Source organism: Streptomyces minutiscleroticus (assembly GCF_014650875.1).
GTDB classification, from domain to species: Bacteria; Actinomycetota; Actinomycetes; order Streptomycetales; family Streptomycetaceae; genus Streptomyces; species Streptomyces minutiscleroticus.
The window spans coordinates 36,847-56,795 of sequence record NZ_BMVU01000020.1 but is presented as its reverse complement, the minus strand read 5'-3'; the positions used below and the strand labels follow the sequence as shown (position 1 = coordinate 56,795).

19 protein-coding genes and 1 tRNA gene are annotated in these 19,949 nt (G+C 73.9%); 16 read left to right on the top strand and 4 right to left on the bottom strand.

Annotated features, from left to right (window positions below; all coding sequences use genetic code 11):
* Window positions 1–59: 59 nt before the first annotated feature.
* Entirely contained in the window at window positions 60–638 is a 579-nt protein-coding gene (locus IE271_RS20355; RefSeq protein ID WP_190191790.1) for a 5-formyltetrahydrofolate cyclo-ligase, read from the bottom strand.
* A 133-nt stretch (window positions 639–771) separates the two neighbouring features.
* On the opposite strand from IE271_RS20355, the gene galU reads away from it, so the two are divergent.
* The 10 genes from galU (at window position 772) to IE271_RS42155 (ending at window position 7,393) form a co-directional block, all read left to right on the top strand.
* Window positions 772–1,677, top strand: a complete 906-nt coding sequence (gene galU, locus IE271_RS20350) for a UTP--glucose-1-phosphate uridylyltransferase GalU (protein WP_190191789.1) — start codon at window positions 772–774, stop codon at window positions 1,675–1,677.
* Window positions 1,678–1,682: 5 nt separating this feature from the next.
* On the top strand, window positions 1,683–3,005 hold the full coding sequence (glp, locus tag IE271_RS20345) for a molybdotransferase-like divisome protein Glp (RefSeq protein ID WP_190191788.1): 1,323 nt from the start codon (window positions 1,683–1,685) through the stop codon (window positions 3,003–3,005).
* Window positions 3,006–3,088: 83 nt separating this feature from the next.
* Complete coding sequence (moaC, locus tag IE271_RS20340) at window positions 3,089–3,568, top strand: cyclic pyranopterin monophosphate synthase MoaC (protein ID WP_190191787.1); 480 nt, start codon at window positions 3,089–3,091, stop codon at window positions 3,566–3,568.
* Window positions 3,565–4,107: a MogA/MoaB family molybdenum cofactor biosynthesis protein gene (locus tag IE271_RS20335; protein WP_190191786.1), complete on the top strand. Its 543-nt coding sequence runs from the start codon at window positions 3,565–3,567 to the stop codon at window positions 4,105–4,107. The genes moaC and IE271_RS20335 overlap by 4 nt, the downstream gene beginning before the upstream one ends.
* A complete protein-coding gene (locus tag IE271_RS20330; protein ID WP_190191862.1) occupies window positions 4,104–4,763 on the top strand; it encodes a GNAT family N-acetyltransferase in 660 nt (219 codons plus the stop codon). Before IE271_RS20335 ends, IE271_RS20330 begins: the two co-directional genes overlap by 4 nt.
* 177 nt (window positions 4,764–4,940) lie before the next feature.
* Window positions 4,941–6,176, top strand: coding sequence for a divisome protein SepX/GlpR (sepX, locus tag IE271_RS20325; RefSeq protein WP_190191785.1), 1,236 nt, complete (start codon window positions 4,941–4,943; stop codon window positions 6,174–6,176).
* 189 nt (window positions 6,177–6,365) lie between these two features.
* Window positions 6,366–6,439, top strand: a tRNA-Ala gene (locus tag IE271_RS20320).
* Window positions 6,440–6,723: 284 nt separating this feature from the next.
* Entirely contained in the window at window positions 6,724–7,071 is a 348-nt protein-coding gene (locus tag IE271_RS20315; protein WP_190191784.1) for a hypothetical protein, read from the top strand.
* Window positions 7,068–7,253, top strand: coding sequence for a hypothetical protein (locus IE271_RS42160; protein ID WP_229919448.1), 186 nt, complete (start codon window positions 7,068–7,070; stop codon window positions 7,251–7,253). Before IE271_RS20315 ends, IE271_RS42160 begins: the two co-directional genes overlap by 4 nt.
* Window positions 7,250–7,393: a hypothetical protein gene (locus IE271_RS42155; RefSeq protein ID WP_229919447.1), complete on the top strand. Its 144-nt coding sequence runs from the start codon at window positions 7,250–7,252 to the stop codon at window positions 7,391–7,393. Before IE271_RS42160 ends, IE271_RS42155 begins: the two co-directional genes overlap by 4 nt.
* A gap of 58 nt (window positions 7,394–7,451) precedes the next feature.
* Here IE271_RS42155 and IE271_RS20305 read toward each other — a convergent pair whose 3' ends face one another.
* Window positions 7,452–7,928, bottom strand: a complete 477-nt coding sequence (locus IE271_RS20305) for a GNAT family N-acetyltransferase (protein ID WP_190191783.1) — start codon at window positions 7,926–7,928, stop codon at window positions 7,452–7,454.
* 68 nt (window positions 7,929–7,996) lie between these two features.
* Between IE271_RS20305 and IE271_RS20300 the strand changes: the two genes are divergently transcribed.
* Window positions 7,997–8,794, top strand: coding sequence for an exodeoxyribonuclease III (locus IE271_RS20300; RefSeq protein ID WP_190191782.1), 798 nt, complete (start codon window positions 7,997–7,999; stop codon window positions 8,792–8,794).
* 13 nt (window positions 8,795–8,807) lie between these two features.
* Here the strand turns inward: IE271_RS20300 and IE271_RS20295 are convergent, their stop codons facing one another.
* Window positions 8,808–9,464: a MerR family transcriptional regulator gene (locus IE271_RS20295; protein WP_190191861.1), complete on the bottom strand. Its 657-nt coding sequence runs from the start codon at window positions 9,462–9,464 to the stop codon at window positions 8,808–8,810.
* Window positions 9,465–9,629: 165 nt separating this feature from the next.
* Here IE271_RS20295 and IE271_RS20290 point away from each other — a divergent pair, with 165 nt between their 5' ends.
* From IE271_RS20290 to IE271_RS20280, 3 genes are read left to right on the top strand one after another with little or no spacing between them, the layout of a single operon-like run.
* On the top strand, window positions 9,630–11,150 hold the full coding sequence (locus IE271_RS20290) for a flavin-containing monooxygenase (RefSeq protein WP_190191781.1): 1,521 nt from the start codon (window positions 9,630–9,632) through the stop codon (window positions 11,148–11,150).
* Window positions 11,147–12,184, top strand: a complete 1,038-nt coding sequence (locus tag IE271_RS20285; protein ID WP_190191780.1) for an alpha/beta fold hydrolase — start codon at window positions 11,147–11,149, stop codon at window positions 12,182–12,184. Before IE271_RS20290 ends, IE271_RS20285 begins: the two co-directional genes overlap by 4 nt.
* A complete protein-coding gene (locus tag IE271_RS20280; RefSeq protein WP_190191779.1) occupies window positions 12,181–13,068 on the top strand; it encodes an SDR family oxidoreductase in 888 nt (295 codons plus the stop codon). The genes IE271_RS20285 and IE271_RS20280 overlap by 4 nt, the downstream gene beginning before the upstream one ends.
* 260 nt (window positions 13,069–13,328) lie before the next feature.
* Here the strand turns inward: IE271_RS20280 and IE271_RS20275 are convergent, their stop codons facing one another.
* On the bottom strand, window positions 13,329–16,664 hold the full coding sequence (locus tag IE271_RS20275) for a S41 family peptidase (protein ID WP_190191778.1): 3,336 nt from the start codon (window positions 16,662–16,664) through the stop codon (window positions 13,329–13,331).
* Window positions 16,665–16,911: 247 nt separating this feature from the next.
* Here IE271_RS20275 and IE271_RS20270 point away from each other — a divergent pair, with 247 nt between their 5' ends.
* Together IE271_RS20270 and IE271_RS20265 are read left to right on the top strand one after the other, a co-directional pair.
* A complete protein-coding gene (locus IE271_RS20270) occupies window positions 16,912–17,502 on the top strand; it encodes a TetR/AcrR family transcriptional regulator (RefSeq protein WP_190191860.1) in 591 nt (196 codons plus the stop codon).
* 120 nt (window positions 17,503–17,622) lie between these two features.
* Window positions 17,623–19,881 carry an MMPL family transporter gene (locus tag IE271_RS20265; protein WP_190191777.1) on the top strand — a complete coding sequence of 753 codons (2,259 nt, stop codon included), beginning with the start codon at window positions 17,623–17,625 and terminating at the stop codon, window positions 19,879–19,881.
* Window positions 19,882–19,949 lie beyond the last annotated feature (68 nt).

Below are 19,949 nucleotides of genomic sequence, written 5' to 3'. Positions count from 1 at the left end.
TCCGGGGCCCGGGCGCGCTCCGGTGAGGGTGGCGGGGCGGCGGGCGGCTCCGTGGGAGGTCAGCGGGGGAAGCGGACGGTACCCGAGGGCGTCACGGCCGCGCGCACCGGCCGGTCGTGCGGCTCGGCGGGCACCAGGTCCACGACCTCGGTGTCGTACAGGAGCACCACCAGGGCGGGGTCCGCGCCCGCGCGCTCCAGCCGGGCCAGCACCCGGTCGTAGGAGCCGCCGCCGCGGCCCAGCCGCATCCCGCGCGCGTCCACGGCCAGGCCGGGCAGCAGGACGGCGTCGGCCGCCAGGACGGCGTCGGGGCCGAGCCGGTCCCCGGCGGGCTCCAGGAGGGTCATGCGGCCCTCGTACCGGACGGGCACGAGCGAGTCGGGACCGGTGTAGACGCCCCAGTCCAGGTCGTTGTCCGGAAGCAGGAGGGGCAGCAGGACCCGCGTCCCGCGCGCGCGGAGGGCGTCCAGGAGCGCCCGCGTGCCGGGTTCGGCGCCCATGGAGACGTACGCCGCCACCGTGCCCGCCCCGGCCAGCTCGGGCAGGCCCAGGGCCCGCGAGGCGAGGAGGGCGTCCTTTTCCCGCACGTCATCGACTGTCAATCCATCTCTCACCGAGAGGAACTCCCGCCGCAACATTCGTTTGACAGGCTTGTCGGCACGTCTCGTCGAATGCACAGATCACTCCCGTTTTGCTCGTAACGCGCTCATATGAGAGCGAATTAACCGGAGCCACAGATTCCACACAAAGCCACCGGATAAGGTGGCGCTCATGATTGAGTCGCACCCCCCCAGGATCAACAAGGCTGTCATTCCCGCAGCGGGCCTCGGCACCCGGTTCCTGCCGGCCACCAAGGCCACTCCCAAGGAGATGCTGCCGGTCGTCGACAAGCCGGCGATCCAGTACGTGGTCGAGGAGGCCGTGTCGGCGGGGCTCGACGACGTCCTGATGATCACCGGGCGCAACAAGCGCCCCCTGGAGGACCACTTCGACCGCAACTACGAGCTGGAAGCGGCCCTCCAGAAGAAGGGCGACAGGGACCGGCTCGCCAAGGTCCAGGAGTCCAGCGACCTGGCGACCATCCACTACGTCCGCCAGGGCGACCCCAAGGGTTTGGGCCACGCCGTCCTGTGCGCCGCGCCCCACGTCGGCGACGAGCCCTTCGCGGTCCTGCTCGGCGACGACCTGATCGACCCGCGCGACCCGCTGCTGGCCCGCATGGTCGAGGTCCAGGAGCGGCACGGCGGCAGCGTCGTGGCGCTCATGGAGGTCGCCCCGGAGCAGATCCACCTCTACGGCTGCGCGGCCGTGGAGGCCACCGGGGAGGACGGCGTGGTCAAGGTCACCGGCCTGGTGGAGAAGCCCGAGCCGGCCGACGCCCCCAGCAACTACGCGATCATCGGCCGCTACGTCCTGGACCCCGCCGTCTTCGGCATACTGCGCACGACCGAGCCGGGCCGCGGCGGCGAGATCCAGCTCACCGACGCCCTCCAGCAGCTCGCCGAGGACGAGAAGGTCGGCGGCCCCGTGCACGGCGTCGTCTTCGACGGACGCCGCTATGACACCGGCGACCGCGGCGACTATCTGCGTGCCATTGTCAGACTCGCGTGCGAACGTGAAGATCTGGGTCCTGACTTCCGGACCTGGCTCCGCAGTTACGTCACCGAGGAGATGTAGCGATCTTGAGCAGCGCCGCGCCCCGTTCCGCCGGCCGGGACCACCTCTGGTCGGTGGAGGAGCACCTGGAGGACATCCTCACGACCGTCCGCCCCCTGGACCCCATCGAGCTGCAGCTCCTGGACGCGCAGGGCTGCGTCCTGGTCGAGGACGTCACGGTGCCCGTCTCCCTGCCGCCCTTCGACAACAGCTCGATGGACGGGTACGCGGTCCGGGTCGCCGACGTCGCGGGCGCGAGCGAGGAGTTCCCGGCCGTCCTGACGGTCGTCGGGGACGTCGCGGCGGGCCGCGCGGGGCTCCTGCAGGTGGGTCCCGGCCAGGCCGCCCGCATCATGACCGGCGCCCCGCTGCCGCCCGGCGCCGAGGCGGTCGTCCCCGTGGAGTGGACCGACGGCGGCCTCGGCGGCGGCCCGGTGAGCGGCATGCGCGCCCGCAGCGCGTCCCCCGAGGGCGCCACCGGCGAGGTGCGCGTCCACCGTCCCGCTCCGCCGCGCGCGCACGTCCGCGCCAAGGGCAGCGACGTGCGGGCCGGCGACCGCGTCCTGGAGGCCGGCACGGTCCTCGGGCCGCCGCAGATCGGGCTGCTCGCCGCGATCGGCCGCGGCACGGTCCGCGTCCGCCCGCGCCCCCGCGTGGTCGTCCTGTCCACCGGCAGCGAGCTGGTCCCGCCCGGCGAGCCGCTCGCCGAGGGCCAGATCCACGACTCCAACAGCTTCGCGCTGACCGCCGCCGCCCGCGACGCCGGGGCGATCGCCTACCGGGTGGGCGCGGTCGCCGACGACGCCGAGACCCTGCGCGCCACCATCGAGGACCAGCTCGTCCGCGCCGACCTGATGGTCACCTCGGGCGGCGTCAGCGTCGGCGCGTACGACGTGGTCAAGGAGGCGCTGTCCCACGCCGCCGACGCCGAGGAGGACGGCGGCGGCGTCGAGTTCCGCAAGCTGGCCATGCAGCCGGGCAAGCCCCAGGGCTTCGGCACCGTCGGCCCCGACCACACGCCGCTGCTCGCGCTCCCGGGCAACCCCGTGTCGTCGTACGTCTCCTTCGAACTGTTCGTCCGCCCCGCCATCCGCGCCCTGATGGGCCTCCAGGACCTCCACCGGCCCACCGCCAGGGCGGTGCTGCGCTGCGACAAGGCGCTGACCTCGCCCGCGGGCCGCCGCCAGTTCCTGCGCGGCCGGTACGCCGACGGGGCGGTGACCCCCGTGGGCGGGGCGAGTTCGCATCTGGTCGCGGCCCTCGCGCACGCGAACGCGCTGATCGTGGTGGGCGAGGACACCGAGTCGCTGGAGCCCGACGCGGACGTCGAGGTGGTCCTGCTCGGCTGAGGCGCCCGCGTTGGCGGTACCGTGTCGCGCAAACGGACCCGCGCGCCCCGAGCGCGCCGGACCCCGACCGGGAGCGCCACCAGATGAGTACGGAAGCCAGGCTGACCCACCTCGACGACGCGGGCGCCGCCCGCATGGTCGACGTGTCGGACAAGGACGTGACCGCGCGCACCGCCCGTGCGAGCGGCCGCGTGCTGGTCTCACCGCGGGTGGTGGAGCTGCTGCGCGGCGAGGGCGTGCCCAAGGGCGACGCCCTGGCCACCGCGCGCATAGCCGGGATCATGGGCGCCAAGCGCACCCCCGACCTCGTTCCGCTGTGCCACCCGCTCGCGGTCTCCGGCGTGAAGGTCGACCTCGCGGTCGCCGACGACGCCGTGGAGATCACCGCCACGGTGCGGACCACCGACCGCACCGGTGTGGAGATGGAGGCGCTCACCGCCGTCTCCGTGGCCGCCCTCACCGTGGTCGACATGGTCAAGGCCGTCGACAAGGGGGCCGTGATCACGGACGTGCGGGTCGAGGAGAAGACGGGCGGCAAGTCCGGCGACTGGAGCCGGGCGTGACGGCGGCGTCCGGCGAACCGCCACTCGGCGGCGCTCTGGGCGCCCCCTACAGCGCCCTCGTCGTCACCGCCTCCAACCGCGCCTCGGCGGGCGTCTACGAGGACAGGGGCGGCCCCCTGATCGTCGAGGGGCTCACGTCCCTGGGGTTCGCGGTCGACGGCCCCGTGGTCGTCCCGGACGGCGACCCGGTCGAGCGGGCCCTGCGCACCGGCGTCGAGGCCGGCTACGACGTGATCGTGACCACCGGCGGCACTGGTCTGTCGCCCACCGACCGCACCCCCGAGGCCACCCGCGCGGTCGTCGCGTACGAGGTCCCGGGCATCCCCGAGGCGATCCGGGCGCACGGCGTGCGCAAGGTACCCACGGCGGCCCTCTCGCGGGGCCTGGCCGGGGTCGCCGACCGGACGCTGATCGTCAACCTGCCGGGCTCCACCGGCGGGGTGCGCGACGGTCTCGCCGTCCTGGAGGGCCTGCTGGTCCACGCCGTGGACCAGATCCGCGGCGGTGACCATCCCAGACCTGCGGGGGGTGCGAGCTGAACAGCCCATCCTGGCCGGCCCGGCTGACCGACGGCGACGTGGTCCTGCGGCCGATAAAGATGCGCGACCAGCGTGCCTGGCGGGAGGTCAACCGGCGCAACCGCGACTGGCTGCGCCCCTGGGAGGCGACGATCCCGCCGCCCACGCCCAGCGGGCCGATCACCCACCGGCCGACGTACCGCCAGATGGTGCGGCATCTGCGCGGCGAGGCGAACGCGGGCCGCATGCTGCCCTTCGTCATCGAGTACGAGGGAAGGCTCGTCGGCCAGTTGACGGTCGCCGGGATCACCTGGGGCTCGATGTGTTCGGGCCATGTGGGGTACTGGGTCGACGAGGCGGTGGCCGGGCGCGGAGTGATGCCGACGGCCGTGGCGCTCGCCGTCGACCACTGCTTCCGTACCGTCGGGCTGCACCGTGTCGAGGTCTGCATTCGCCCCGAGAACCGGCCGAGCCGGCGGGTCGTGGAGAAACTCGGATTCCGCGAGGAGGGGCTCCGGCCCCGTTATCTGCACATCGACGGAGCCTGGCGGGACCACCTCGTCTTCGCGCTCACCGCGGAGGAGGTGTCCGAGGGCATGCTCGCCCGCTGGCAGCGGACACGCTCGCGCGACGCGTCCGGGAAATCGCCTCGGGACACTCCGCGGAACACCGCGTAAATAAAATAAGTGTTCGAATTTGATCGCATGACGATCACTCGGACGCATTAAATAGGCCCCCGCGACAGTCCGCTGATCGCATCGGCCACAAAAAAAGATGGAAATATCAGCCAGATCGTGCGACACACCGGCGCAATTGGCGGATGGCCTCACGCAAACCCCTCTACCGTGTGAGGCGTGAGCAGCAGCGGCCTCATCTACGCAGTCATCGTCGGGGCCTGGGCCGCCTACTTGGTGCCCATGTGGCTCCGTAGGCAGGACGAGCTGAACGAGGCCCGTCCGACGGAACGCTTCAGCACCGCCATCCGGCTGCTGTCCGGAAGGGCGGGAATGGAGCGCCGTTACGCCAGGGACCTGCAGGCGCGCTCCGCCGACGAGGGGGAGCGGGCCGCGGACCCGGACGCCGTCACCGACTCGGTGGACGTCCGGGCCTTCGCCATGTCCCAGACCCTTCTCGAGACGCGCGCCGACTCCGGCGGCGCCCGCGAGGAGTCCGGGGCCCGGCCCGCCGTACGGGAGGCGGCGCCCGTTCCGCGGGACGCGGCGCCGGCGCGGCAGAAGGCCGCCCCGCCGCACGCCCCGTCGGACGAGGCCGGTGCCGGTGCGGGCGCGGCGGCGCCGTCCAAGGACCGCAGGCCCCGGGTGCCGGCCGCGCGCCGGCCCGCCGCGGCGGAGGCCGCGGCGCGCGCCCAGCGCTCCAAGGTGCTCGCACGCCGCCGCCGCACCACGATCGTGCTCTTCCTCGCCTTCACGCTCGGCGCCGTCGTCGCCGCGGTCGGCGGCCTCGCCTTCCTCTGGGCGCCCGGCGTGCCCGCGGTGCTGCTCAGCGGCTACATCGCCTACCTGCGCTCCCAGGAGCGGCGGCGCTTCACGTACACCATGGACCGCCGGCGCGCCGAGGCCGCGGCGCAGCGGCTGCGCGAGCGCCAGCCGCGCCGCAGGTCCCCCGCCGACCCGGGCGTCGAGGAGCAGGAGGAGGCGCCGGAGTCCGACACCGACCCCGGACTGCTCGCCCTCGCCGCCGACCGGCGCGCCCTCGTCGAGCAGACCGACCACGCCGAGTGGGTCGACCAGCAGCGCGAGCGGCGCGGCGGGCCGGGCCACGGCGAGAGCTGGGAGCCCGTGCCGGTCCCGCTGCCGACGTACGTGACCGCGCCCGTCGCGCCGCGCGCCACCTCCGGCGTCGACCTGGGCGCGCCGGACGCCTGGAGCTCGGCGCGCTCCAGCGCGGCGGAGCCGGCCGCCGCCCCCGCCGAGGAGGAGCCGCCCGCCGAGGAGCGGCACGACGACGCCGACGGCGGCCGCAGCGACGCCCGCCGCGCCGCCTCCGCCCGCCGCGCCCGCGAGCGGGGCCGCACCCCGCTGTTCGACCAGTACGAGGAGAGCGAGCGGCCGCGCGCGGCCAACGAGTGACGCGCCCCGGAGCCGTGGTCCGGCCGGTCCCTCCAGGGGCCGGCCGGCGGCGTTTCCGGACCGTCCCCCCGGCCCTGCCCCCGGGCGGCCGCGGCCGGTTCGCACCCCTCCGGGACCCCCGTCCCTGACCAGGCCGGGAACGGATTTCCAAGCACCCGGACGGGGATGCTAGAGTTTCACTCGTTGCAAGGGCCTGTGGCGCAGTCCGGTAGCGCACCTCGTTCGCATCGAGGGGGCCAGGGGTTCAAATCCCCTCAGGTCCACTGCAATGAGTACTCCGCGAAAGTACTCACCGGATCCCGGTCCGACGGTCACCGTCGGACCGGGATCTCTGCGTTTCCGGGGCGGTTGGGGCGGGGCCCGGCCAAGAGCTCCGACGATCGGCGCCGGTTGGGCCGCGGGCCGCGAGAAGATCCCGGCTCCTTCTCCTTCGCGCCCTGCGCCGACCGCCCGGACGGGCCCGCCGCGAACGACCCGCGTCGGCCCGGCGGGGCGACTATGGTCGGAGGCGCCGTGCGCCGCAGGAGGACGAAGGAGCACACCGGACATGACCGCCCATGCCACGGAACCCACACCGGGCGTTCCGCCCATGCCCGAGCGGAATCCGAAGGCGCTGCGCGAGGCGATCGTCCAGCACGCTCCTCAGCTCCTCCCCGGCTTCGACGAGCACTGGCGGTGGGCCGTCGCCGACGCGTACGACATCAGCACCGTGCCCGCGTTCATGGCCCGTTGGTGGGGCGAGTACGCGATCGCCCGCGACCCGAAACTCGACGCCCACGTGACCGATCTCGAACACCGCGCGGCAGAGTCCGCCGACCTCGTCGAGGCCAAGGCGCTCCTGGAAGAGGCGTCCCACATCCGGCACCGGGTACAGCGCCTGGAGCCCGGCCAGTGACCGACGACGGGTTCATGGGCCCGCCCTGGCAGATGGATTGGACACTCAAGGCCCAAGCCGCCCGCGACGCGCTGCCCGAGCACGTACGGGGGATGAGCGACGCCGTGCGCGCGGAACTGGTCACGGTGAAGGACCCCTGTTTCAGGGGCATCGGCACCGAGCGGACCTTCCTGCCGACATGAAGGTCCAGCCGGTGCGGTCCGACGATCCCAAAGGCCCCCGCATCCTCCTCTTCGACAACGGGCACGGCTGGCTGCGGTACGTGTTCGTGCGGCGCGTCGAGGATCCGCAGATCGTCGTGGAAGAGGTCTTCCGGCAGTGATCCGGCCCGGGTGCCGGAACTCCGCCGGGGGCTTCCCGCGGGGTTCCGGCGGCCGGGATCAGAGCGCCTTCGCGTAGCAGAGGCTCGACTCGTAGTCGCGGTAGTAGCCGAACTTGGCGCAGGGCTCGTAGCCGCTGGAGGTGTAGAGGCCGATCGCCTCGGGCTGCTGGGTGCCCGTCTCCAGGACCATGCGGGTGCGGCCGGCGGCGCGGGCGTCCTCCTCCAGGGCCGCGAGGATGCGGCGGGCGAGGCCGCGGCCGCGGAACTCCTCGGTCACGTACATCCGCTTCAGCTCGGCGTCGCCGTTCCTGTAGCCCTCGTCGTTCTCGTCCTGGGTGCGCCAGCCGCCGGTGGCCACGGGGCTGTCCCGGTCGTCGTACGCGATGAGGTACAGCCCGCGCGGCGGGACGAACATCGTCGCGTCGAGCGGTGTGAGATCGCCCTCGTCGCCGTAGCGGACCGCGTACTCGGCCTGGACCTGGTCGTTCAGCTTCACGGCGTCGGGGTGGTCGAAGCGGACGCGGCGTATGTTCATGCTGGACATCGTGTCTCTGTGCGTAGGGGATTCCGGTTGCTCCACCAGTGTGCCGGTATCGTGCGCTGGTGCTGACTGTGACCTCTGTGAATGTGAACGGGCTGCGTGCCGCCGCGAAGAAGGGCTTCGTGGAGTGGCTCGCCGGGACCTCCGCCGACGTGCTCTGCCTGCAGGAGGTGCGGGCCGAGCCGGAGCAGCTGCCGCAGGAGGTGCGCGAGCCGCAGGGGTGGCACGTCGTGCACGCGCCCGCGGCGGCCAAGGGACGCGCGGGCGTCTCCCTCTACACCCGCCGCGAGCCCGACCGGGTGCGGATCGGGTTCGGGTCCGCGGAGTTCGACGGCAGCGGGCGCTACGTCGAGGCCGACCTGCCCGGGGTCACGGTCGCCAGCCTCTACCTGCCCTCCGGCGAGGTGGGGACCGAGCGGCAGGACGAGAAGATCCGGTTCATGGCCGAGTTCCTCGTGTACCTGAAGGAGCTCAGGGCGCGGGCCGCGGCCGACGGGCGCGAGGTCCTGGTCTGCGGCGACTGGAACATCGCCCACCAGGAGGCCGACCTCAAGAACTGGCGCGCCAACCGCAAGAGCTCCGGCTTCCTGCCGGAGGAGCGCGCGTGGCTGGGCGACGTCTTCGCCGGCGGCGGCTACGTCGACGTCGTACGGGCGCTGCACCCGGGCGTCGAAGGGCCGTACTCGTGGTGGTCCTACCGGGGGCGGGCCTTCGACAACGACAGCGGATGGCGCATCGACTACCACGTCGCGACGCCGGGCCTGGCCGGGCGGGCCGTGAAGGGGTTCGTCGAGCGGGCCGCCACGCACGGCGAGCGGTGGTCGGACCACGCGCCCGTGACCGTGGCCTACGACCTGTAGGCCGCTCCGTACGTCAGTCGGTGGCGGCGGGGCGCGGCGCGTCCGGGTCCTGCGTCCGCAGGACCCGGTCCAGCGCCATCGACAGCTCCGCCTCCACCACGCTCTTGGCCAGCGGGCGCAGGCGCTGGAGGTCGGGGACGCCGCGGTCGCCCCGGGCGAGGACCAGGTCGGCGAAGAGCGCGGCCAGGGCCTCCGCGTGCGCGCGGGTGCTGCGGGCGGCCGCGAGGACGTCCGCGAGCGGGACGCCCTCGCGGACCAGGGCCGCCGAGACCTCCAGGAGCCGGCGGCTGATGTGCACGATCTCCGTGCCGTCCGTGCCGAGGTAGCCGAGGTCCATGGCGGCGGCCAGGTTCTCCGGGGTGGCCTGGTCGCCGAAGTGGTCGGCGAGGTCCTCGGGGGAGAGGCGGACCGGCGTCTCCTCGCTGGGCACGCCGAGCCCCAGCAGGTCTCCGACGTCGCGGCCGTGGTCGAAGGCCTCGGCCAGCTCCGCGATGCCGTTGAGCGTGTGGCCGCGCTCCAGCAGCGCCGAGATCGTGCGCAGCCGGGCCAGGTGGCCGTCGTCGTACCAGGCGATCCGGCCCTCGCGGCGGGGCGGCGGGATCAGCTTGCGCTCGCGGTAGAAGCGCAGGGTGCGCACCGTGATGCCGGCCTCCCTGGCCAGCTCCTCCATGCGGTACTCCCGCTTCCCTGATCCCTCGGACACGTCAGCAGCCTATGTCGTACCGGCGGTAACTTTCCTTGCGCCGACCCCTACCCATCAGTACGGAGCTGTTCTACGCTCCCATTGCGCCAGTGTTCACTGGCAGAGTCGTGCGGGAGCAAGGAGGCCTCGGACATGACCGAGCACGAGCATGTACGCGTGGCGGTGGTCGGCTCCGGATTCGGCGGACTCGGCGCCGCGGTCCGGCTGCGCCGGGAGGGTGTCACCGACTTCGTCGTCCTGGAGCGCGCGAGCAGCGTGGGCGGCACCTGGCGGGACAACAGCTACCCGGGCTGCGCCTGCGACGTGCCCTCCCACCTGTACTCCTTCTCCTTCGCGCCCAACCCCGACTGGCCGCGCGCCTTCTCCGGGCAGGAGCACATCCGCGCCTACCTGGAGCACGTCGCCGACACCTTCGGGCTGCGCCCGCACATCCGCTTCGACTCCGAGGTGAAGCTGATGCGCTGGGACACCGAGAAGCTGCACTGGGAGATCGAGACGACGGGCGGGAACCTCACCGCGGACCTCGTCGTCTCCGCCACCGGGCCGCTGTCCGACCCGAAGATCCCGGACATCCCCGGCCTCGACACCTTCCCCGGCAAGGTCTTCCACTCCGCCCGCTGGGACCACGACCACGACCTGCGCGGCGAGCGCGTCGCCATGATCGGCACGGGCGCCTCGGCCATCCAGATCGTGCCCGCCATCCAGCCCGAGGTCTCCCGGCTGACCCTCTTCCAGCGCACCCCGCCGTGGGTGATGCCGCGCATGGACCGCGCCATCAGCGGCGCCGAGCGGGCCCTGCACCGGGCGCTGCCGTTCACCACGCGGCTGCGGCGCGGGCTGCTGTGGGGCATCCGGGAGCTGCAGGTCCAGGCGTTCACCAAGCGCCCCGACGAGCTGGGCCTGGTGGAGCGGCTGGCCAAGGCCAACATGGCCCGCGCGATCAAGGACCCGGCGCTGCGCGCCAAGCTCACCCCCGACTACCGCATCGGCTGCAAGCGCATCCTGCTGTCCAACACGTACTATCCGGCGCTCGCGCAGCCGAACGTGGACGTGGTCACCGGCGGGCTCACCGAGGTCCGCGGCTCCACCCTCGTCGCCGCCGACGGCACCGAGACCGAGGCCGACGTGATCGTCTTCGGCACCGGCTTCCACGTCACCGACATGCCGATCGCCGAGCGGGTCGTGGGCGCCGAGGGCCGGACCCTGGCGGAGACCTGGAAGGACGGGATGGCGGCGCTGCGCGGCGCGACCGCCACCGGCTTCCCCAACTGGATGACGATCATCGGGCCCAACACGGGCCTGGGCAACTCCAGCATGATCCTGATGATCGAGTCGCAGCTGAACTACCTGGCCGACTACGTGCGGCAGCTGGACGTGCTCGGCGGGCGCGCGGCCCTCGACCCCCGGCCCGCCGCCGTGGACGCCTGGAACACCAAGGTCCAGCAGCGGATGGAGCGCACGGTGTGGAACACCGGCGGCTGCACCAGCTGGTACCTGGACCCGCAGGGCCGCAACACCACCATCTGGCCGGGCACCACCGCCGACTTCCGCGGCGCCACCCGCCGGGTCGACCTCGCGGAGTACCAGGTGCTGCGGCCGCCGGCGGCCGGGGCGGGGACCGGGACGGCGCAGAGGGCGGAGGCGGGCGCATGAGCCGGCCGGCCCACGTGACCTCCGGTCCGTACGCGCCGCCCGTCCCCGCGCGCGTGCTGACCGCGCGGTCCGCCGACGGCGCGCGGCTGCACGTCGAGGTGCACGGCCCCGAGGACGCGCCGGCCGTGGTCCTGTCCCACGGCTGGACCTGCTCGACGGCGTTCTGGGCGGCGCAGATCCGCGCGCTCGCCGACGGCCACCGCGTGATCGCCTACGACCAGCGCGGGCACGGGCGCAGCCCCGCCCATCCCGCGTGCAGCACGGACGCGCTCGCCGACGACCTGGAGGCGGTGCTCGCCGCCACCCTCGCGCCCGGCGAGAAGGCCGTGCTCGTGGGCCACTCCATGGGCGGGATGACCCTGATGGCGGCGGCCGGGCGGCCCGGCTTCCGCGAGCACGCGGCCGCCGCGCTGCTGTGCAGCACGGGCAGTACGCGGCTGGTCGCCGAGTCGCTGGTGGTGCCGATGCGGGCCGGGCGGCTGCGCACCTGGCTCACCCGGCGGATCCTCGGCTCCAGGGCGCCGCTCGGCCCGGTCACGGCCGTCGGCTCGCGGGTCCTGAGGTACGGGACGATGGGCCCGGGGTCGTCGCCCGTCATGGTCGAGGCCTGCGCCCGGATCGTGCACGCGTGCCCGCGCGGGGTGCGGTACAGCTGGTCGCAGGTGCTGGACACGCTCGACCTCGACCACGGCGTACGGCGGCTGGACGTGCCGACCGAGATCGTGGTGGGCACCGCCGACCGGCTCACGCCCGTCGTGCACGCCCGCGCGCTGGCCGCCGCGCTGCCGCACTGCCTCGGCACCACCGAGCTGCCCGGGCTCGGGCACATGACCCCGGTCGAGGCGCCGGACCTCGTCACCGCGAGGATCCGGGACCTCGCGGCGGCGTACCTGCCGGCCCGGGACGGGACCGCGTACACACCGGCCGGGCCGGACGCACGGACCGCGTCGGCCGCTCCGGTCGTACCCATCGCACAGACCGCACCGACCGTACCGGCCGCCGACGGGCCGGCCGAGCTGAAGGAGGGCGCATGAGCGGCAGAAGGAGCCTGGAGGGGCAGGTCGCGGTCGTCACGGGGGCCGCGCGGGGCGTAGGGGAGCTGCTCGCGCGCAAGCTCTCCGCGCGCGGCGCGCGGATCGCCCTCGTCGGCCTGGAGGAGGACGAGCTGAAGCGGGTCGCCGGGCGGCTGCACGGCGACGGCGCCCACTGGTACGCCGACGTCACCGACCAGGAGGCGATGACCCGGGTCGCCGCCGAGGTGAAGGAGCGGTTCGGCAGGGTCGACATCGTCGTCGCCAACGCGGGCGTCGCCAACGGCGGGCCCTTCACCGACTCCGACCCCGTGGCCTGGCGGCGCGTGATCGAGGTCAACCTGATCGGCTCGGCGGTGACGGCCCGCGCCTTCCTGCCGGCCCTGGAGGAGAGCCGCGGCTACCTGCTGCAGGTCGCCTCGCTCGCGGCGATCACCCCGGCGCCGATGATGTCCGCGTACTGCGCGTCCAAGTCGGGCGTGGAGGCGTACGCGCACAGCCTGCGCGCCGAGGTCGGCCACAAGGGCGTCCGCGTCGGCGTCGGCTACCTGTCGTGGACCGACACCGACATGGTGCGCGGCGCCGACCAGGACGACGTGATGCGCGAACTGCGGCAGCGGCTGCCGTGGCCGTCCAACAAGACGTACCCGCTGGGCCCGGCCGTCGACCGGTTCGTCGCCGGGATCGAGCGCCGGTCCGCCCACGTGTACGGGCAGTGGTGGCTGCGCGGCATGCAGGGCGTCCGCGGCTACCTGCCCGCGGTCATCGGCGTGGTGGGCCGGCGCGAGATGCGCCGCTTCGAACCGCGGCTGAAGAGCGTCTCCAAGGGCCTGGTCGGCGCGGGCGGGGCCGCGGCGGAGAAGGAGCGCGGCCCGGTCGGCGGCTGAGCGCCCCGGAGACCGGAGGACCCGCGCCGCACGGTCCCGCCCGCTCCGGCACGTCGTCCGGGGGTGCTCCGGTCCGGTCTGCTCTCCGGCCCGGTGCGTCGTCCGGGCCACCCCCGGTCCGGCGGCCGGGTCCACCCCGGCCCGGGCCGCCCCGGCCCGATTGGCCGTCCGGGCCCGTCCCGGCCCGGGCCGCCCGCCGGGCCGGTCCGTCCCGCGGGCCGGGCCGCCGGGCGTTCATGCGTCCTCGCCCGGGGACGCCCTCATCCCGCCGTCCGCGGCGGCAGCCGCGGTCTGCTGCGGTCCGGGACGTCGCTGTGGTCCGGCGGGGACGCCGCCGGGTGCGCGGCCAGGAGGTCCAGGGCGAGGCGGACCGCGTCGTCGAGCTGGGCGTGGCGGCCCTCCGCCCAGTCCAGGGGCGTGCGGTCGACCTCCACGTCCGGCTCGACGCCGTGGTTCTCCACGGACCAGCCGTACTCCTTGAACCAGGCCGCGTTCATCGGCACGGTGATCACCGTGCCGTCGCCGAGCCGGTGGCGGCCGGTCATGCCGACCACGCCGCCCCAGGTGCGCAGACCCACCACGGGACCGAGCCCCAGCAGCTTGATGGCGGCGGTGATCATGTCGCCGTCGGAGGAGGTCATCTCGTCGGCGAGGGCGACGACCGGGCCGCGGGGCGCGTTCGAGGCGTACGAGACCGGCTGGGCGTTGCGGGTCAGGTCCCAGCCCAGGATCGTGCGGGTGAGCTTCTCCACGACCAGCTCGCTGATGTGCCCGCCGGCGTTGCCGCGCACGTCCACGACGAGGGCGGGCAGCGACATCTCCGAGCGCAGGTCGCGGGTGAACTGGGCCCAGCCGGAGCCGCCCATGTCGGGGATGTGCAGGTAGCCGCACTCGCCGCCGCTGATCCTGCGCACCACCTGCCGCCGGTTGGCGACCCAGTCCTGGTAGCGCAGCGGCCGTTCGTCCACCAGCGGGACCACGGCGACCCGGCGCGGGCGGCCGGCGCCGCCGGGGACGAGGGGGTCCGCGGGGCCTTCCCCGGAGGGGCGGCGGTGGGCGTCGGGCTGGGCGAAGGTCAGCTCCACGGTCGTGCCGCCCGCCCCCGCCAGCAGCGGGAAGGGGCCGGTGACCGGGTCGACCGGCCGCCCGTCGACGTGCGTGAGCACCGAGCCCTCGCGGATGCCGGCGCCGGCCAACGGCGAGCGCGCCCGGGAGTCGGAGGCGTCGCCGGGCAGGATGCGCGTGACGGTCCAGGCGCCGTCCCGGCGCGCGAAGTCCGCGCCGAGCAGGCCCTGTGCCCGCTGGTAGTGCGGCGGCCCCTCGTTGCGCCGGGCCGCGGAGACGTACGCGTGGGACGTGCCCAGCTCGCCCATGACCTCGCGCAGCAGGTCGGCGAACTCGTCCGGGGAGGCGACCCGTTCCAGGAGCGGCCGGTACTGGTCGAGCACCCCGTCCCAGTCGATGCCGCTCATCGCCGGGTCCCAGAAGTAGTGGCGCACGATGCGGCCCGCCTCGGCGTACGCCTGGCGCCACTCGGCGGCCGGGTCGGCCTCGTGCAGGATGCGGCGCAGGTCGATCCAGACGGTGGTGTCGAGGTCCCCGGACTCGGTGGAGGGCACGGCCCGCAGTTCGCCCTCGTCGACCACGACGAGCCGGGTGCCGTCGCCGCTGACCTCGAACCAGTCGAGGTGGGCGACGAGCTCGGACTTCTTCGCCTTGACGATGTTGAAGTACTCCAGCGTGGGCCGGCCCGAGGTGTCGGCGGGGTTGGCGAAGGTCTCGCCGAGCGCGCCCGAGATCGGCCAGCGCAGCCAGACCAGGCCGCCGCCCGCGACCGGGTACAGCGCGGAGTACTTGGACGCGGCGACCGGGAACGGCGTGACCCGGCTCTCCAGGCCCTCGATCTCCACCACCGTGCCGCCCGCGCCCCCCGTGGCGGCGGCCGTGTCGGAGCCGGCCTCCAGGGGGTCGAGCCCGCCGGCCGCCGGGCGCCCCTCCGGGGTCAGCGCGAACGGCGAGGGCGTCGCCGAGGAGAGCGGGACGAGGTAGGGACGGCAGCCGAGCGGGAAGGACAGGTCGCCGGTGTGCACGTCGTAGACGGGGTCGAAGCCGCGCCAGGACAGGAAGGCGAGGTAGCGGCCGTCGCGGGTGAAGACGGGGTTCTCGTCCTCGAAGCGGCCGTCGGTGACGTCGACGACGATCTTGGGCCCCGGCCCGGCGATCCGCGCCATCCTGATCAGCCGCAGCGAGCGGCCGATGCCCGGGTGCGACCAGGTCAGCCAGGTCCCGTCGGGGGAGAAGGCCAGGTCGCGCACGGGCCCGTTGGCGGACCTGACCACCTCGGATACCTCGCCCCCGGACTCCTCGGCGGTGTCGACCAGCAGCAGCCGGCCGTCGTGGGAGGCGACGGCGAGCCGGTCGCCCTCCTCGTCCGAGACCATCTCCTGGACGCGGCCCAGCAGGCCGGAGGCCAGCCTGCGCGGCTCGCCGCAGCCCGAGGCGCGCGGCAGCCGGGCGATCTCGACGGCGTCCTCGCCCTCTGCGTCGGTGACGTACGCGATCCGGCCGCTGGAGCCGAGCATCTCGGGCAGGCGCACCCGTACGCCCGGGGTGTCGGCGATGGTGCGGGCCGGGCCGTCGCGGTGGGTGAGCCAGTACAGGCTGCCGCGGACGACGACGGCGCTGGCCCGGCCGGTCTCGTCCACGGAGAGCCCGTCGAGGTGCTGGGCGGCCGGCACCTGGTAGCGGCGGCGGCCCGCGCGCGGCCCGCCGAGCCGCACGTCCAGGCGGCGCGGCCGCGAGTCGGGGGTCAGCTCGTCGACGATCCACAGGTCGCCCGCGCACTGGTAGACGACGCGGGTGCCGTCGGAGGAGGCGTGCCGGGCGTAGAAGGCGTCGTGGTCGGTGTGGCGGCGCAGGTCGGAGCCGTCGTGCAGGCACGAGTAGAGGTTGCCGACGCCCTCGTGGTCGGAGAGGAACGCGATCCGGTCGCCGACGAACATCGGTGAGTGCAGGTGGCCGTTCAGGCCGTCCAGCAGCCGCTTCCCGTGCAGCCAGAGCCGGCCGGTGGCCCCGCCGCGGTAGCGCTTCCAGGCGGCGGGCTCGTGCGGTGCCGTGCCGGTGAGCAGCAGCGTCCTGTGCTCCCCCGCGACGTCGGCGACCGCGATGTCGGAGACGGGGCCCCAGGGCAGCCTGCCGCCGGGGTCGCCGTCGAGGGGGACGGTGTAGGCCCAGGTGAAGTACGAGAAGGGCTGGCCGTGCGAGGCGACGGCGAGGATGCGGCCGTCGGGCGTCCAGCCGCACACGCGGGTGTCGGTGCTGCCCCAGTGGGTGAGCCGGGTGGCCGGGCCGCCCTCCACGGGGGTCACGTGGATCTCCGGGTCCAGGCTGCGCCAGTTCGTGTACGCGATGTGCCGGCCGTCCGGCGAGAAGCGGGGGTGCCCGATCTTCGTGCGGTCGACCGTGAGGCGCCAGGCGCGGCCGGGTTCGTCCAGGCGGGCCACCCACAGGTCGTCCTCGGCCACGAAGCACAGCCGGTCGCCGCTGAGGTGCGGGAAGCGCAGATAGCCGGGCGGGGTCTGGTTCTCGTCGCTCACCCACCCATGCTTTTCCGGGGCGGGGAACCCGGCAACCGGAGACGCCAGGCGACCACCGGGGCGGGCCACAGGGCCGGGTCACGGAGGCGGGCCGGTGGGCCGGGTCACCGGGGCGGGCCACCGGGCCGGGGCGGTCGCGTGACCCAACACACGTACGAAACCGTTTCGTTTCGATAGAGGCATGGGGTACTGTCTGGTGTACGAAACCGTTTCGTTCGAGTGGAAGCAGCGGAAGCAGGTGGGTGACATGGCCGGGACCGCGACGACGCGCCGCAGCCGGATCACGCCCGAGCGCGAGACCGAGCTGTACGCGGCCGTGCTCGACCTGCTCCGCGAGGTCGGTTACGACGCCCTGACCATGGATGCCGTGGCCGCCCGCACCCGGTCCAGCAAGGCCACCCTCTACCGCCAGTGGGGCGGCAAGGCCGAGCTGGTCGTCAAGGCGCTGCGGCACCAGAAGCCGACGGGCCTGAGCGACGTCGACACCGGGTCGCTCCGGGGCGACCTGCACGCTCTGGTGCGCCGCGAGGACGACTGCGCGATGGAGCGGAACTCCGCGCTGATGCGGGGTCTGATGCGCGCCGCGCACACGGACGCCGAGCTGTGGAGCGCCTTCCGCGAGCTGGTCGTCGAACCGGAGGCGGTGGAGTTCGGGCACCTGCTCGGCCGGGCCGTCGCCCGGGGCGAGGTCCGCGCGGACAACCCCGCCCTCGGCTATGTCGTGCACATGATCGTCGGTGCCTTCGTCGCCAGAACGCTCATCGACGAGCGGCCTCCGACCCAGGAGTTCCTGACCTCGTACGTCGACGCCGTGATCCTCCCCGCTCTCGGCGTCTGAGCCCCCGGCCTCCCCGGCCGTCCCTCCCTCGAAAGCTCCACCTGACGCGACCGCTCACGTCGTCGGGCCGATCCCTCATGACCCGTTGCACCACCACGACCTGACCGGGAGTACGCCCTCGTGGCCACATTCCTCTACAAACTCGGCCGACTCGCCTTCCGGCGGCGGCACTTCGTCGCCCTGATCTGGGTGGCGCTGCTGGCGCTCGCCGGGGTGGGCGCCGCCGGCGCCCCCGCCGCGGGCACCACCTCCTTCTCCATCCCCGGCACCGAGGCCCAGAAGGCCTTCGATCTGCTGGAGGAACGTTTCCCCGGAGCGAGCGCCGACGGAGCGACCGCACGCGTCGTCTTCGAGGCGCCCTCCGGCACGAAGATCGCCGACGCCGGCAACAAGGCGGCCGTGCAGGACGCCGTGCGCGCCCTCGGCGACGGCTCCGAGGTCGCCTCGGTGACCGACCCGTTCAGGACGAGGACCATCAGCGAGGACGGCACCATCGCGTACACGCAGGTGTCGTACGAGGTCTCCGGCATGGAACTGGACGACGCGGCCAAGGACGCGCTCCAGGACGCCGCGCAGGACGCCCGGGACGGCGGACTGACCGTCGAGATCGGCGGTGACGCGCTGCAGGCCGTGCCCGAGACCGGCGCCACCGAGGTCGTCGGCATCGCCGTCGCCGCGGTCGTGCTCGTGATCACCTTCGGCTCGCTGGTCGCGGCCGGGCTGCCGCTGCTCACCGCGCTGATCGGCGTCGGCATCGGCGTCTCCACGATCACCGCGCTGGCCAACGTGCTGGACCTGGGCTCCACCACCTCCATCCTGGCGATGATGATCGGCCTCGCGGTCGGCATCGACTACGCGCTGTTCATCGTCTCCCGCTACCGGGCCGAGCTGGCCGAGGGCCGCGAGCGCGAGGAGGCGGCCGGCCGGGCCGTCGGCACGGCGGGCTCCGCCGTCGTCTTCGCGGGCCTCACCGTGGTGATCGCGCTGGTCGGCCTGGCCGTCGTCAACATCCCGATGCTCACCAAGATGGGCGTCGCCGCCGCGGGCACCGTCGTCGTCGCCGTGCTCATCGCGCTCACCATGATCCCCGCACTGCTCGGCTACGCCGGCCGCAGGGTCCGCCCCGCCGGCCACAAGGGCAGGCTGCAGGGCGGCGGACGCGGGAAGGGCGCCGAGGGCGCCGGGACCGGCGACGGTGCCGGGGCCGGCAAGGGCACCGCCGGGAAGCCCAACATGGGCACCCGCTGGGCCCGCTTCGTGGTGCGCCGCCCGCTGGCCGTGCTGCTCCTCGGCGTGATCGGCCTGGGCGCCGCCGCGCTGCCCGCCTCCTCGCTGGAGCTTGGCCTGCCCGACGACGGCGCGCAGCCGACGTCCACCACGCAGCGCCGCGCCTACGACCTGCTGTCCGAGGGCTTCGGCCCCGGCTTCAACGGTCCGCTCATGGTCGTCACCGACGCCAAGGGCAGCGACTCCCCGAAGGCCGCGGTCGACGAGGTGTCGGACGCGATCAAGAAGCTCGACGGCGTGGTGACGGTCAGCCCGGCGACGTTCAACGAGGCCGGGGACACCGCGATGATCAGCGTGGTGCCGGACTCCAAGCCGAGCGGCACCGAGACCGAGGACCTGGTGCACGCCATCCGCGGCGCGGGCGGCGACATCACGGCCGAGACGGGCGCGAAGGTGGTCGTCACCGGCAGCACCGCCATGAACATCGACGTCTCCGAGAAGCTCAACGACGCCCTGCTGCCCTATCTGGCGCTGGTCGTGGGCCTGGCCTTCCTGCTGCTGATCGTCGTCTTCCGCTCGGTGCTGGTGCCGCTGAAGGCCGCGCTCGGCTTCCTGCTCTCGGTGCTCGCCGCGCTCGGGGCCGTCGTCGCCGTCTTCCAGTGGGGCTGGCTGGCCGGCCTGATGGGCGTGGAGCAGACCGGCCCGGTCATGTCGATGATGCCGATCTTCATGGTCGGCGTGGTCTTCGGCCTGGCGATGGACTACGAGGTGTTCCTGGTCACCCGCATGCGCGAGGCGTACGTCCACGGCGAGCGCCCCGGCCAGGCGGTGGTCACCGGCTTCCGGTACGGCGCCCGCGTGGTCTCGGCCGCCGCGGTCATCATGATCGCCGTGTTCGCCGGCTTCATCGGCTCCGGCGAATCGATGGTGAAGATGATCGGCTTCGGTCTCGCGGTCGCGGTCTTCTTCGACGCCTTCGTGGTCCGCATGGCGATCGTGCCGGCGGTGCTCGCCCTGCTGGGCGAGCGCGCCTGGTGGCTGCCGAAGTGGCTGGACCGGATCCTGCCCAACGTGGACGTGGAGGGCGAGGGCCTGCGCGCCCTCGACGGGCACGGCCGCGGCCGGGACGAGCGGGAGCCCGTGACGGCCTGACGCCCGTCCCGTCCCCGTCCCTGACGGTGATCGTCCGTGGGCCGGCGAGCGACCCCGTGCTCGCCGGC